Consider the following 14,417-nt stretch of genomic DNA (forward strand, 5'->3'; position numbering starts at 1 on the left):
GGGAGGTTTCCCCCAGAACGAGATCCGTTCGCTCAAACGACGGATCACCTGGCTGGAGCAGGAAAACGCTTCCCTGAAAGCGCATGCGACCTCGAACCCATCGGAGGCGGGCATGGCCGCGGAAGGTTCGTCCGGCGAGCGTACCGGAGGGAAGGGGGGATTCGGCCGGTCGGGCAACCTCGGTCCCTCGCCCAAAGTGGCCTGGTTCTTCCTCCTCCCGGCGTTCATCCTCCTCGGCGCCTGGGTGGTCTACCCGATCATCTACTCGCTCATCCGCAGCCTCTACGGCGCCAACGGCGACGACTTCGTCGGGCTGGCGAACTACGGGGCCATCTTCAGTGACTCGGGCACCCTGACCACGATCAGGAACAACTTGATCTGGGTCGTGGTGGCCCCCAGCCTGGTGACCGTGCTCGGCCTCATCTTCGCGGTGCTGACCGAGCGCATCCGCTGGGCGTCGGCCTTCAAGCTGATCGTGTTCATGCCCATGGCGGTGTCGCTGCTCGCCTCCGGCGTCATCTTCCGCCTGGTCTACGAGCAGGACCCCGACAAGGGCGTGGCCAACGCCATCCTCACCTCCGTTCACGACGTCTTCGCGTCGAGCAGCAGCTACCCCGAGGCCCGTCCCCGCGAGAACGACCAGGCGCCCGCGATCGTGCAGCAGGGGGCGGTCGTCACCCGCCAGCCGGCCACGTCCGCGCAGCCGGTGCTCATCCCGCTCGTCGGCATGAAACCCAACGCCCTGCCGTCGAACTCCGCGCCGGCCAAGGCGACCCCCTCCTCGGCCGGGGAGATCTCCGGCACGGTATGGCTGGACTTCATGCCGGGTGGCGGCACGCCCAACAAGATCGACGGGAACGAGAAGGGGCTGCCCGGCATCACCGTAGAGGTGGTCGCCGATGGACAGGTCAAGGCCACCACAACGACCGCGGCCGACGGGACCTTCCACTTCTCGGGATTCCCCTCGGGGTCCTACCAGGTACGGCTGCCGCAGTCGAACTTCGCGCAGCCGTTCCAGGGCGCGACCTGGCTCGGCCCCGCGCTGATCACCCCGGCCATCATAGGCGCCTTCATCTGGGTGTGGGCCGGCTTCGCCATGGTGCTGATCGCGGCGGGCCTGTCGGCCATCCCGCGTGACGCGCTGGAGGCGGCACGCATCGACGGCGCGACGGAGTGGCAGGTGTTCCGCCGCATCACCATCCCGCTGCTCTCGCCGGTGCTGCTCGTCGTCCTGGTCACGATGATCATCAATACGTTGAAGGTCTTCGACCTGGTCTTCGTCATCGCACCCGGGTCCGTGCAGCCCAACGCCAACGTCATCGCGCTGGAGATGTGGCGCGTGTCGTTCGGCGGCGGCGGGAACCAGGGACTGGGCAGCGCACTCGCGATCTTCCTGCTCGTGCTGGTGCTGCCGTTCATGGCCATCAACATTCGGCGGTTCCGGAGGGAGCAGTCATGACGACCCTCACCGCGGCACAGCCGGGCACGGCGAACCGTGCGGGCGGGGTGCAGCGAAACGCGCTCTCGCGCGTCGTGGACAAGATCGGCGGTGGGCTGGTCCAGTTCATCCTGATCGTGCTCGCGCTGTTCTGGCTGCTCCCCACCCTCGGCCTGCTGGTGGTGTCGCTGCGCGACGACACCGCCAACAACTCGACCGGCTGGTGGACGATCTTCACCAAGCCGGCGCAGCTGACCTTCGAGAACTACTCGAACCTGCTGGCGAGCGGGTTCACCTCGTCGTTCTGGAACACGGTGGCCATCACGGTGCCCGCGACCATCCTGGTCATCGGCATCGCCGCCATGGCGGGGTACGCCTTCGCGTGGATCGAGTTCCCCGGCCGTGACGCCCTGTTCATGGTGGTCATCGCGCTGCTGGTGGTGCCGATCCAGATCGCGCTGATCCCGATCGCGAAGATGTACGGCGCGCTCGGCATCTTCGGCTCGATCCCCGGCGTGGTGCTGTTCCACGTGGCGTTCGGACTGCCGTTCGCGATCTTCCTGCTGCGGAACTTCTTCGTCGGCATCCCCAGGGAGCTGCTGGAGGCCGCGCGCATGGACGGCGCGCCGGAGTGGAAGATCTTCGCGACGGTCGTGTTCCCGCTGGCCAAGCCCGCGATCGCCTCGCTCGGCATCTTCCAGTTCCTGTGGGTGTGGAACGACCTGCTGGTCGCGCTGGTCTTCGCCGACACCGGCTCGCAGCCGATGACCAAGGCCCTGCAGTCGCAGATGCGGCAGTTCGGCACCAACATGGACATCCTCGCGCCGGGCGCCTTCCTGTCGCTGCTCATCCCGCTGGTGCTGTTCTTCGCCTTCCAGCGGTACTTCGTCCAGGGCCTGCTCGCCGGCTCGGTGAAGTAGCCGATCTTCTCGGGCGCCCGTCTCCCGGGGCAGACGGGCGCTCGGGGAAGGCGCCCGAAAGCCCCGGTCCGGGCGCCCGACGACCGTCCGGAACCGGGAATCCGGGCCGTACGCAAAGGCCTGTGGAAAACCTCCGTCGATCACCGAACGTGACGCTATAGTCACTCTCGTGGTTGACGAACAGATTCCCCCCTTCAAGGTCCAAGACCTTGACGACCTGCGCACCCTCGTCGCCAAGACGGCGGCTGATACACACACCAACGCCATCGAGACGATGAAGCTCTCTCATCAGCTCGACGGCGTCTATGGCCAGCTCGCTCACCTGAAAGACGGTCAGCACGACCTGCTCGTTCAGGTCCACGATGTCAGCAAGCGCCTGCTCCGAGTCGAGAGCGACGTCATTTCGATCGGCCGTGACGTCATCGCGATGCGAACGGAGGTCGTCGCCCTCCACACAGAGGTCGCTGAGATCCGCACCGACGTCACCGGGCTTCGCACCGATTTCGGCGACCTGCGCACCGAGTTCGGCGAGTTCAGGAGCACCGTGGCCACCAAGGCCGAACTCGATTCGGTCCGAGCCGAAGTCGGTGACCTTCGCGGGGAGGTGGGTGAGTTGTCCGGGAAGGTCGGGCTGCTGCTCGCGCACTTCGGCCTCAACTAGATTCCGTTCGCGATCTCGGCGCCACCGCTAGGATCCGGTCATGACCGGTCGTCCATTAAACGAAGTCGTCGAGCCGGGGTGGGCAACCGCCCTGGAGCCCGTCGCCGAGCGCATCGCCGCGCTCGGCGATTTCCTGCGCCAGGAGATCGCCGAGGGCAGGCAGTACCTCCCCGCCGGGGCCAACGTCCTGCGGGCCTTCCAGCAGCCCTTCGACCAGGTGCGCGTGCTGATCGTCGGGCAGGATCCCTATCCCACGCCCGGTCACCCCGTGGGCCTCAGCTTCTCCGTCGCCCCCGACGTCCGTCCGCTGCCGGGCAGCCTGGTGAACATCTACAAGGAGCTCGCCGCCGACCTGGGCTACCCCACCCCGTCCAACGGCGACCTCACTCCGTGGACCGAGCAGGGCGTGCTGCTGCTCAACAGGGTGCTCACCGTCGCCCCCGGCAAGCCGGCCTCTCACCGCGGCAAGGGGTGGGAAGAGGTCACCGAGCAGGCCATCCGGGCGCTCGTCGCGCGCGGCGGGCCGCTGGTGGCGATCCTGTGGGGCCGTGACGCCAGGTCGCTCAAGCCGATGCTCGGGCCGGTGCCGTGCATCGAGTCGGCGCACCCCAGCCCCCTGTCGGCCCGCAACGGCTTCTTCGGCAGCCGCCCCTTCAGCAAGGCCAACCAGCTGCTGGAGCAGCAGGGCGCCGCCCCCGTGGAGTGGAAGCTCCCCTGAGGCACAGACAGGCGCCCGTTCACCGAGGTGAGCGGGCGCCTGTCGCATTCGTCCACCGAGGGCTCCTGGCCGGTCACCGCCTGCCCTCGGCGACTCACCGGGCTCAGCCGGCGGCGCGCTTCAGGGCCGCGCCGACCAGCGTGCGGGCCTCCTCCTGCACCTTGGCGAGGTGGTCACGCCCGTTGAACGACTCGGCGTAGATCTTGTACACGTCCTCGGTACCGGACGGCCGGGCGGCGAACCACGCGTTCGGAGTCGACACCTTGATCCCGCCCAGCGGCGCGCCGTTGCCGGGCGCGGAGGTCTGCACGGCCACGACCGGCTCCCCGGCGAGCGTGTCCGCGGTGACGTCGTCGGCGGACAGCTTGGCGAGCACCGCCTTCTCCTCGCGGCTGGCCGGGGCGTCGACCCGGGCGTACGCGGGGTCGCCGAACCTGCCGACCAGGTCGGCGTAGTGCTCGCTGGGAGATCTGCCGGTCACGGCGATGATCTCCGAGGCGAGCAGGGCGAGGATGATGCCGTCCTTGTCGGTGGTCCAGGCCGAGCCGTCCCGGCGCAGGAAGGACGCGCCCGCGCTCTCCTCGCCGCCGAACCCGAGCGACCCGTCGAGCAGCCCGCCGACGAACCACTTGAACCCGACGGGCACCTCGAACAACTCGCGGCCGAGGTCGGCCACCACCCGGTCGATCATGGAGCTGCTGACCATCGTCTTGCCCACACGGGCCCCGGCGGGCCACCCGGGCCGGTGACCCCACAGGTAGGAGATCGCGACGGCCAGGTAGTGGTTGGGGTTCATCAGGCCGCCGTCGGGGGTGACGATGCCGTGCCGGTCGGCGTCGGCGTCGTTCCCTGTGGCGACCTGGAAGGCCGAGCGGTTGGCGATCAGGGAGGCCATGGCGTACGGCGACGAGCAGTCCATGCGGATCTTGCCGTCCCAGTCGAGCGTCATGAACCGCCAGGTCGGGTCCACCTCGGGGTTGACCACGGTGAGGTCGAGGCGGTGCCGTTCGGCGATCGCCGCCCAGTAGGCGACGCTCGCCCCACCCAGGGGATCGGCGCCGATGCGGACCGAGGCGCCGCGGATCGCGTCCACGTCGACCACCGACGGCAGGTCGTCGACGTAGGAGCCCAGGAAGTCGTACCGCCCGGTGGTCTCGGCCGCCAGCGCCCGCTCGTAGGGGATCCGGCGGACCTCCTTCAGGCCCCCGGCGATCAGGGCGTTCGCACGGTCCTGGATCCAGGAGGTGGCGTCGGTGTCGGCGGGGCCGCCGTTCGGCGGGTTGTACTTGTAGCCGCCGTCGGCGGGCGGGTTGTGCGAGGGGGTCACCACGACGCCGTCGGCGAGCCCGGTCGTGCGGCCGCGGTTGTGGGTGAGGATCGCGTGGGAGACCGCGGGGGTCGGGGTGTAGCCGTCGGCGGCGTCGACGAGCACGGTGACGCCGTTGGCGGCGAAGACCTCCAGCGCGCCGGCACGCGCGGGCTGCGACAGGGCGTGGGTGTCGACGCCGAGGAACAGCGGCCCGTCGGTGCCCTGCCGGGCCCGGTACTCGCAGATCGCCTGACTGGTCGCGAGGATGTGGTCCTCGTTGAACGCGGTGTTGAGCGAGGAGCCGCGGTGCCCGGAGGTCCCGAAGGCGACCCGCTGGTCCGGGCGCCCGGGGTCGGGGTGCAGGGCGTAGTACGCCGTCACGAGACGGGGCACGTCCACCAGATCGGATGCCTGCGCCGGCTTGCCGGCGCGCTCGTGCGCCATCTGAAACTCCTCGTCCCACACTCGTACCGGTCAGGAGGGGCACTACCCCAGCGGCATCCGCTTCATACGGATATGACTGCCATGGCTGATCGTACTCAGCCCGTCCGATCAGCCCCTCCACCACGCCGGACGAATCGTGCCATCACCTCATTTATCCCTTTCGTTAAGGACCTTTCCGGTACCATGGAGGGACTGTGGACGGCGCCGAAGCCAGGAGGACGCGGTGAGCGCACTACCCCCGGGCGGCATCGACGTCCACACCCCCAATCCCGCCCGCATCTACGACTACATGCTGGGCGGCAAGGACAACTTCGCCGCCGACCGCGAGGCGGCCAAGCGGGTCCTCAAGGTGTTCCCGGAGTCCCGCGAGGGCGCCCGCCGCAACCGGGAGTTCCTCGGCAACGCCGTCCGCCACCTCGCCGCCGAGGTCGGCATCCGGCAGTTCGTCGACATCGGCGCGGGCCTGCCCACCCAGGACAACGTCCACCAGGTCGCCCACTCCGTCGCGCCCGACGCCCGCACCGTCTACGTCGACAACGACCCGGTGGTTTGCGTGCACGGCCGCGCGCTGCTGGCGAACACCGACACGGTCGCCATGGTCAACGGCGACGTCCGCAAGCCCGAGGACCTGCACGCCAAGGTCGCCCAGACCGGCCTGATCGACTGGAGCCGGCCGGTGGGGATGCTGATGGTGGCGCTCCTGCACTACGTCGAGGAACCCTACGAGCACGTCGCCAGGCTCCGCGAGTACCTCGCTCCGGGCAGCCACCTGGTCATCACGCACCTGACCGTGGACGGCAGCCGCGCCGGCGACAAAGAACGGCTGCGGCAGATCTACGCCGAGTCCGGCACCCCGCTCATCCCGCGCACGGTCGAGGAGATCGGAAGCCTCTTCGGCGACTTCGAACTCCTCGACGGCGTCCCCTTCCTCCCACCGCACCTGGCCGAGCGGCTCCGGCCGCTGGGCGCGGGCGGAGTCGCCCGCAAGCCCTGACGCGGCCGCGATGCGAGGTTCAGTCCGCCGGTGTGGACAGGTGGCGTTCCAGAGCCTCCACCTTGGAGGTCATGGCGTCCTGCACGCCCTGGCGGACGTCCGCCTTGAGCACCAGGCTGACCCGGGGCGCCACCTCGGCGACGGCCTCCACCGCCCGCTTGACCACGTCCATCACCTCGTCCCACTCGCCCTCGAGAGTGGTGAACATCGCGTCGGTCCGATTGGGCAGGCCGCTCTCGCGGACGACGCGCACAGCCCTCGCGACCGGTTCGGACACGCCCTCGCCCACGCCGAGCGGGGTCACCGAGAAAGCTACGATCATGCCTCCATTGTCCAGGAGGGGACGAGCGGCGGTGGATAGCCCGGCACCCTCGGCGACGCCTTCCACGGCTGGTGGATCAGCGACGCCGGAAGCCCGGCCAGCTCGGGCACGTAGTGCCGGACGTAGTCGCCGTCCGGGTCGAACCTCTTGGCCTGACGCAGCGGGTTGAGCACCCGGTTGGGCCTGGTGTCGTTCCCGGTGCCCGCCACCCACTGCCAGTTGCCCCAGTTGTTGGCCACGTCCGCGTCGAGCAGCAGGTCGGCGAAGTGCTCGCCGCCCACCCGCCAGTGCACGTTCAGCCGTTTGGTGAGGAAGGAGCCGACGATCATGCGGGCCCGGTTGTGCATCCAGCCCTCGGCCCGCAGGCGGCGCATGCCGGCGTCCACGATCGGCACCCCGGTCATGCCCTCCCGCCAGGCCTGTGCGGCGTCCTCGTCGTCGTTCCAGTCGGCCTGGCGCGGCCGGTAGTCGCGTCGCGGCAGCTCGGGGAACGCCAGCGTCACCTGGTGGTAGAAGTCGCGCCAGCACAGCTGCCGGACGAAGTCCTCCCCGCCGGGCAGCCCCGCAGCCCGGCCGGCCACCTCCAGCGGAGACAGGCAGCCGAAGTGCAGGTACGGGCTGATCATCGAGGTCTCGTCCTCGGTGAGCTTGTCGTGGCCGTCCCGGTAGCCCGCCAGGCGCAGGTCCAGCCACGCGTCCAGGCGCCACCGCCCCACCGTCTCGCCGCCGCGGAGGATCCCGTACGGCCGGCGATCCACCGGCGGCAGCTCGCCGGGGTCGACGCCCTGGGGCAGGCGCAGCCGGGGCGGCGTGCCCAGCACCGGACGGCGGCGGGCGCCCGTCCAGGCCCGCCAGTACGGCGTGAACACCCGGTAGTGGTCGCCGGAGGCGGGCGTCAGCTCGCCGGGCGGCACGATGGTCACACCGGGGAACAGCCGGAACTGCAGGCGCTGCGCCGCGCACGCCTCCGAGAGGCGCCGCTCGCGCCGCCTGGCGTGGGCGCTCACGTCGGCCGAGGTCCAGATCGCGCTCGCCCCGATCTCGGTGGCCAGCCGGACGGCCCACGCCACCGGATCGCCCCGGCGGACCACGAGGTCGGCGCCGAGGCGGCGCAGCGACGAGCGCAGGTCGTGAAGGGTCTCGTGCAGGAAGCCCAGCCGGTGGCCGCCCCGCAGCGCCGGGTCCAGCACGAACAGGGGCACCACCGACCGGGCGCACGCCGAGGCCTCGGTGAGCGCGGGGTGGTCGTGCACGCGCAGGTCCCTGTTGAGCAGGACGATTACCGACTCCACTCCTGTCCTTTCGGCGCGGGACGCCTTCCGGTTGCATCCCGCCCGCCCACGCGGGCGAAATCAGGCCGGCTCGACGACCGCCAGCGACCTGGGGGGCAGGGTGAGGTCGGGGCCGGTGAGGGTGACCTTGGGGTCGGAGGCGAGCAGGACCGTCCCCGGCGCCAGGGGGACGATCGCCTGCGCGTCGCCGAGGTTGGCGGCGACGCGCAGGGGCCCTCGGTCGACGACGATCCAGCGGGACTCCTCGTCGTACCGCACCGACACCCGGTCGAGCCTGGGGTCGGCGAGCTCCGGCCGTGCCTTGCGCAGCGCGATCAGGCGGCGGTACCAGTCGAGCAGCTCGGCGTGGACCGGCGACGACGGCTCGCTCCAGTCGAGCTTCGACCGGTGGAAGGTCGCCTCGTCCTGCGGGTCGGGCGCGGTGGAGCCCCAGTCGTCGTACCCGTGGCCGAGGAACTCCCGCTCACGCCGCTCGCTCTCCCCTTGCGCGAGATGCGGCTCCACGTGGTCGGTGAAGAACAGGAACGGCGTGCTCGCGCCCCACTCCTCGCCCATGAACAGCATCGGGGTGAACGGCGAGGTCAGCAGCAGTCCCGCGCCGACCCTCAGCGCCTCGGCCGGCAGGCGGTCGCCCATGGCGCGGTTGCCGATCTGGTCGTGGTTCTGCAGGCAGCACACGAAGCGGTAGCCGGGGACGCGCTGCCGGTCGACCGGGCGGCCGTGGGTGCGGCCGCGGAAGGTGGAGTAGGTGCCGTCGTGGAGGTAGGCCGAGGTGAGCACCTTGGCGAGCACCTCCATGGAGCCGAAGTCGCAGTAGTAGCCGTGCCGCTCGCCGCTGAGGGCCGAGTGCAGGGCGTGGTGCACGTCGTCGTCCCAGGTGGCGGCCAGGCCGTACCCTCCGGCCTCGCGCGGGGTGATCAGCCGGGGGTCGTTCATGTCGGACTCGGCGATCAGCGTGAGCGGCCGTCCGACGGCCGCGGACAGGGCGTCGATCTCGACGGCGAGCTCCTCCAGGAAGTGGACCGCCCGCTTGTCGTGGAAGGCGTGCACGGCGTCCAGGCGCAGCCCGTCCATGTGGTAGTCGCGCAGCCACTGCACGGCGTTCTCGATGAAGTAGCGGCGTACCTGGTCGGAGTCCTTGCCGTCGAGGTTGACCGCCTGGCCCCAGAACGATTCCGCTGATTCGTTGAAGTAGGGGCCGAACGGCGCGAGGAAGTTGCCGGACGGCCCGAGGTGGTTGTAGACCACGTCCAGCAGCACGCCGATGCCGGACCGGTGGCAGGCGTCGACGAAGCGCTTGAGCCCGTCGGGCCCGCCGTACTCCTCGTGGACGGCGTAAAGGTCGACCCCGTCGTACCCCCAGTTGTGCCGGCCGGGCACCGGCGGGACCGGGAGCAGCTCCACGAATCCGACGCCGAGGGAGACCAGGTGGTCGAGCCTGCCGATCGCCGCGTCGAACGTGCCCTCCTTGGTGAAGGCCCCCACGTGCATCTCGTAGATGACCGAACCGGGCAGGTCGCGCCCCCGCCAGGCCTGGTCGTTCCAGGCGAAGCGGTCGTGCTCGTAGACCCGGCTCGGCCCGAAGATGCCGTACGGCTGCCGGCGCGTCCTCGGGTCGGGGAACGCCTCCCCGCCGTCGACGCTGAACGCGTAGTCGGTGCCGTGCCCGGCGCCCGGCACCTCGGCCCGCCACCAGCCGCCGTCGCCACGGGTCATCTCGTACCGTTCGGCCTTGTCGATCTCCACCTCGACGCGGCTCGCCTTCGGTGCCCAGACCTCGAACATGTTCCTCCCCGCCGTACTCACGTCCGCCTGCTATTCCTTTTCCAGCAGGGCGACGGGATAACGTCCGAGCAGGTGCGCGTAGGGAATGCGGCCGGTGTGCCGGGCGCCGGTGAGCAGGTCGCGCCACCGGCCGGGCGGGAGCGTCAGCGTCTCGCCCTCCCAGCCCCCGCGCCGCTCCAGCCCCGCCGGGAACCGCGTGGCCACCACGACCGCCTGCTCGCCCCTGGCGAAGGCGACGGCGTTCCCGCCCGCTCCGCCGGTGTCGAGCGGGACGTACGGCAGCGCGGGGTCGAGCCGCGCACGCAGCCCCAGCGCCGACCGGGTGACCAGGAGCTTGGCGGCGTCCCAGCTGTCGCCGCCGGGCGAGGTGAGCAGGGAGCGCCGGTAGACGAAGTCGACCGGACGCCGGTTGTCGGGGTCGACCAGGGAGAAGTCGGTGGTCTCACTGCCCTGGTAGACGTCGGGGACGCCCGGCATCATCAGCTGGACGAGCTTCTGGCCGAGGGAGTTCGCCCGCGCGTACCGGTCGACGAGCTGGGTGAACGCGGCCACCGAGGGCCCGCAGGTGTCGATCGCGCGGGCCGCGAACTCGCGGACGCCCTTCTCGTAGGCCGCGTCCGGGCTGATCCAGGAGATCGAGGTCTTCGCCTCACGCGCCGCCTTGTAGAGGTAGTCGGCGAAACGGTCCACGCTGATCGGCCACGCCGCCATGAGGTTCTGCCAGGCGAGGTAGTCGAGCTTGGGGTCGAAGGACACCCGCGACGACCACTCGGCCACCGCCTCGGCCCATTCGCCGGGCAGCTCCGACAGCACGGCGAGGCGGGCGCGGACGTCCTCCGACCGCTTGGTGTCGTGGGTCGACAGGGTGGTCATGGTGTGCGGCGCCATGCCGGCGCAGAACTCGTGGAACTCCGCCGTCGAGACCCCGAACCGGTCGGGCTCGCCGCCGACCTCGTTCAGGCAGGCCAGCGGGTACCAGCGGTAGAGCGCGGTGTCCTCCACGCCCTTGGCCATGACCGGCCCGCACGTCTGCTGGAACCTCGTGACGAACTCCGGGGGGCCCGTCAGCACCAGGTCGGCGACCCTGGCGACCGCCGATGGGTCGGCACGCCGGGCGGCCTCCTCGGCCGCCGCCCGGATCACCCGCACCGTCTCCGCCGGAGGCTCCTCGCCGGGCACCGCGTACGCCCGGTACACCGGCATCGCCGCCAGCAGCTCGACCATCGCCTCGCGCAGCTCGGGAACGTTCCGCGTGAGCCGGTCGACCTCCCCGCCGAAGAACTGCGTCAGCACCTGCTTCTTCGCCTCGTAGCGCACCGTCTCGTAGTCGCGGGGGAAGGAGGTGTGCTTGACGAACAGGTCGACCAGCGGGCCCTCCCCCGCCGGGTCCACGAACAGCCGGGTGACCATGTTGAGCGCGTCGTAGCCGGTGGTGCCGTCGCACGCCCAGTCGACCGGCAGCCGCTCGCCGTCGATGAGGATCTTCTCGGCGACCGTCCACACCGGGGCCCGCTCCCGCAGGCGGGCGAGGTACCCGCGCGGGTCGGCCAGGCCGTCGGGATGGTCGACGCGCAGCCCCGAGATCAACCCCTCGCCGACCAGCGCGAGGATCACCCGGTGGGTCGCCTCGAACACCTCCGGGTCCTCGACCCGCAGCCCGATCAGGGAGTTCACATCGAAGAACCGCCGGTACCCCGGGCTCTCCCGCCAGCGCGCCAGCCGGTAGAACTGGTCGTCCACCCGGCCTTCTCCACCGGGCCGTACCGGGAACTCGTGGTCGTGGTAGCGCAGGACGTCGCCGTCGGGCACGACCTCGGCCTCGACGTCGACGCCGTCGCCGAGGACGGGGAAGGCGATCCTGCCGTCCGACCAGTCGATGTCGAACCACCGCGCCGAACGGGCCTCGGGGCCGTGCTTGAGCACGTCCCACAGCTGGGCGTTGCCGGACTCGGGGACCGGCACCGTCATGTGGTTCGGCACGATGTCGACGACCAGCGGGAGCCCCTTGGCCGCCAGCTCGCGCAGCCCCGCCACGCCGCCGAACTCCTCCCGGACCCGGGAGTGGTCGGTCACGTCGTACCCGTGCAGGGACGACGGCACCGCCTGCAGGATCGGCGAGAGGTAGAGGTGGCTCACCCCCAGCTCGGCGAGGTAGCCCGTGAGGGCGGCCGCCTCGCCGAACCCGAAGGCGGGGGTGAGCTGGAGCCGGTAGGTCGCCCTCGGGATCTCGCGCGCCGGCGCGGCCGCCCCCGGGGACGCCGCGGGCTCGTCGGATGTCACCGGCGGCGCCGCCGATCCTGCGGGCGCCGCCGGGTTCACGGGTCGGGTCACGTACTGGTCCTTTCGAGGGTCGGTGCGAGTGCCGCGAAGCAGGTCAGGCGCGGCGCAGCACTCTGACCGATCTACCCGCCACCGGCACCTCGTCACCCGCTCGGTACAGCGAGGAACCGATCTCGATCGGCACCGCGGTGTCGATCTCGGAGACCCACGCGTCGCCGAACGGCTTGGGGATCGTGAACTTGATGGTGTCGTGGTGGGCGTTGAACATCAGCAGGAACGAGTCGTCGACTATGCGGCGTCCGCGCCGGTCGGGCTCGGTGATGGCCTCGCCGTTGAGGAAGACGCACAGCGACTTGGCGTACCCGTTGTGCCAGTCGGCGTCGGTCATCTCGACGCCGGCCGGGGTGAGCCAGGCGATGTCGGTCAGCTCGTCGCCCGACCCGCGCACCGCGCGGCCGAAGAAGAACCTGCGGCGGCGGAACACCGGGTGGTCGCGGCGCAGCCGGGCGAGCCGCTGGGTGAACTCCAGCAGCAGCCAGTTCTCGCGGACGTCCGACCAGTCGACCCAGCTGATGTCGTTGTCCTGGCAGTAGGCGTTGTTGTTGCCCCGCTGCGTGCGCCCGAGCTCGTCGCCGTGGGAGAGCATGGGCACGCCCTGCGACAGGAACAGCGTCGCCAGGAAGTTGCGCTTCTGCTGCTCGCGCAGCGCCTCCACCGCGTCGGTGGCCGGGCCCTCCACGCCGCAGTTCCACGACCGGTTGTCGTCGGTGCCGTCGCGGTTGCCCTCGCCGTTGGCCTCGTTGTGCTTGTTGTTGTAGGAGACGAGGTCCTGCAGGGTGAAGCCGTCGTGGCAGGTGACGAAGTTGATGGACGCGGCCGGGCGGCGGCTGTCGTCCTGGTAGAGGTCGCTGGAGCCGGTGAGGCGGGAGGCGAACTCCGGCAGGGCGGCCGGCTCGCCGCGCCACATGTCGCGGATCGTGTCGCGGTAGCGGCCGTTCCACTCGGTCCAGCGGGGCGGGAAGTTGCCGACCTGGTAGCCGCCCGGGCCGATGTCCCACGGCTCGGCGATGAGCTTGACCTGGCTGAGCACCGGGTCCTGCTGGACGAGGTCGAAGAACGCCGACAGCCGGTCCACCTCGTGCAGCTCGCGGGCGAGGGTCGCCGCGAGGTCGAAGCGGAACCCGTCCACGTGCATCTCGTTCACCCAGTAGCGCAGCGAATCCATGATCATCTGCAGGGTGTGCGGCGAGCGCATGAACAGGCTGTTGCCGGTGCCGGTCGTGTCCATGTAGTAGCGCTGGTCGTCGTCGACGAGGCGGTAGTACGCCTCGTTGTCGATGCCGCGCATGCTCAGCGTCGGCCCGAGGTGGTTGCCCTCGGCCGTGTGGTTGTAGACGACGTCGAGGATGACCTCGATGTTCGCCTCGTGCAGCGCCTTGACCATCGCCTTGAACTCCAGCACCTGCCCGCCCCGCTGACCGGAGCTGGAGTAGGCGTTGTGCGGGGCGAAGAACCCGATGGTGTTGTAACCCCAGTAGTTCGTCAGGTCGCGCTGCTGCAGCATGTCGTCGGTCACGAACTGGTGCACCGGCATCAGTTCGATCGCCGTCACGCCGAGGTTCGTCAGATGATCGATGATCTCGGGGTGCCCGAGCGCCGCGTAGGTGCCCCGGATGCGCTCGGGGATGCGCGGATGCTGGATGGTCAGCCCCCGGACGTGCGCCTCGTAGATCACCGTGTCGTGGTACGGCGTCGCGGGCGGCCGGTCGTGCCCCCAGCCGAAGAAGGGGTTGACGACGATGGACTTCGGCACGTAGGCGGCCGAGTCGGTGTCGTCACGGCTGTCGGGCTCGCCGAAACGGTAGCCGTACACCGCCTGGTCCCACTTCACGTCGCCCTCGATCGCCTTGGCGTAGGGGTCGAGCAGCAGCTTGTTGGGGTTGCAGCGCTGCCCTCGCGCCGGATCGTAGGGGCCGTGCACGCGGTAGCCGTACCTCTGCCCCGGGCCGATGCCCGGGAGGTAGCCGTGCCAGACGAAGCCCTCGCACTCGGTCAGCGCGACACGTTCCTCCTTGTGGTCCTCGTCGAACAGGCAGAGCTCGACACGCTCGCCCACTTCCGTATAGAGCGCGAAGTTGGTTCCCGCGCCGTCATATGTAGCCCCGAGCGGATAGGGGTCGCCGGGCCAAATTTCGATCATGTCACCACCCGGATAGGGACTTGCCCCATGTTCGCCCGACCATGCGGCACGGCG

General features: G+C 70.3%; 11 protein-coding genes. 5 read left to right on the forward strand and 6 right to left on the reverse strand.

Annotation, left to right across the window (positions count from 1 at the left end; translation table 11 throughout):
* Positions 1 to 112: 112 nt before the first annotated feature.
* The 4 genes from KIK05_RS00175 to KIK05_RS00190 all read left to right on the forward strand — a co-directional run bounded on the left by KIK05_RS00175 (position 113) and on the right by KIK05_RS00190 (position 3,737).
* The gene (locus tag KIK05_RS00175; RefSeq protein ID WP_214408405.1) at positions 113 to 1,459 is read left to right on the forward strand and encodes a carbohydrate ABC transporter permease; all 1,347 of its coding nucleotides are present in this window, start codon (positions 113 to 115) and stop codon (positions 1,457 to 1,459) included.
* Positions 1,456 to 2,358: a carbohydrate ABC transporter permease gene (locus tag KIK05_RS00180; RefSeq protein WP_214408406.1), complete on the forward strand. Its 903-nt coding sequence runs from the start codon at positions 1,456 to 1,458 to the stop codon at positions 2,356 to 2,358. The genes KIK05_RS00175 and KIK05_RS00180 overlap by 4 nt, the downstream gene beginning before the upstream one ends.
* Before the next feature lie 169 nt (positions 2,359 to 2,527).
* A complete protein-coding gene (locus tag KIK05_RS00185) occupies positions 2,528 to 3,019 on the forward strand; it encodes a hypothetical protein (RefSeq protein WP_214408407.1) in 492 nt (163 codons plus the stop codon).
* A gap of 40 nt (positions 3,020 to 3,059) precedes the next feature.
* The gene (locus KIK05_RS00190; protein WP_214408408.1) at positions 3,060 to 3,737 is read left to right on the forward strand and encodes a uracil-DNA glycosylase; all 678 of its coding nucleotides are present in this window, start codon (positions 3,060 to 3,062) and stop codon (positions 3,735 to 3,737) included.
* A 103-nt stretch (positions 3,738 to 3,840) separates the two neighbouring features.
* Here KIK05_RS00190 and pgm read toward each other — a convergent pair whose 3' ends face one another.
* Entirely contained in the window at positions 3,841 to 5,490 is a 1,650-nt protein-coding gene (gene pgm, locus KIK05_RS00195) for a phosphoglucomutase (alpha-D-glucose-1,6-bisphosphate-dependent) (RefSeq protein WP_214408409.1), read from the reverse strand.
* Between the two features lie 223 nt (positions 5,491 to 5,713).
* On the opposite strand from pgm, the gene KIK05_RS00200 reads away from it, so the two are divergent.
* Positions 5,714 to 6,484: an SAM-dependent methyltransferase gene (locus KIK05_RS00200; protein ID WP_214408410.1), complete on the forward strand. Its 771-nt coding sequence runs from the start codon at positions 5,714 to 5,716 to the stop codon at positions 6,482 to 6,484.
* A gap of 19 nt (positions 6,485 to 6,503) precedes the next feature.
* On the opposite strand, the gene KIK05_RS00205 is transcribed toward KIK05_RS00200, so the two are convergent.
* Genes KIK05_RS00205 through glgX form a run of 5 tightly spaced genes read right to left on the reverse strand, consistent with a single transcriptional unit; the run spans position 6,504 to position 14,363 of the window.
* Complete coding sequence (locus KIK05_RS00205; protein ID WP_214408411.1) at positions 6,504 to 6,806, reverse strand: MTH1187 family thiamine-binding protein; 303 nt, start codon at positions 6,804 to 6,806, stop codon at positions 6,504 to 6,506.
* Complete coding sequence (locus tag KIK05_RS00210; protein ID WP_214408412.1) at positions 6,803 to 8,098, reverse strand: cryptochrome/photolyase family protein; 1,296 nt, start codon at positions 8,096 to 8,098, stop codon at positions 6,803 to 6,805. The genes KIK05_RS00205 and KIK05_RS00210 overlap by 4 nt, the downstream gene beginning before the upstream one ends.
* A 60-nt stretch (positions 8,099 to 8,158) precedes the next feature.
* Positions 8,159 to 9,883, reverse strand: coding sequence for a malto-oligosyltrehalose trehalohydrolase (gene treZ, locus KIK05_RS00215; RefSeq protein ID WP_214408413.1), 1,725 nt, complete (start codon positions 9,881 to 9,883; stop codon positions 8,159 to 8,161).
* Between the two features lie 30 nt (positions 9,884 to 9,913).
* A complete protein-coding gene (gene treY, locus KIK05_RS00220; RefSeq protein WP_308249666.1) occupies positions 9,914 to 12,214 on the reverse strand; it encodes a malto-oligosyltrehalose synthase in 2,301 nt (766 codons plus the stop codon).
* Between the two features lie 43 nt (positions 12,215 to 12,257).
* Positions 12,258 to 14,363, reverse strand: a complete 2,106-nt coding sequence (glgX, locus tag KIK05_RS00225; protein ID WP_214408414.1) for a glycogen debranching protein GlgX — start codon at positions 14,361 to 14,363, stop codon at positions 12,258 to 12,260.
* Positions 14,364 to 14,417: the final 54 nt, after the last annotated feature.

Source organism: Sphaerisporangium fuscum, assembly GCF_018531465.1.
Classification (GTDB): domain Bacteria; phylum Actinomycetota; class Actinomycetes; order Streptosporangiales; family Streptosporangiaceae; genus Sphaerisporangium; species Sphaerisporangium fuscum.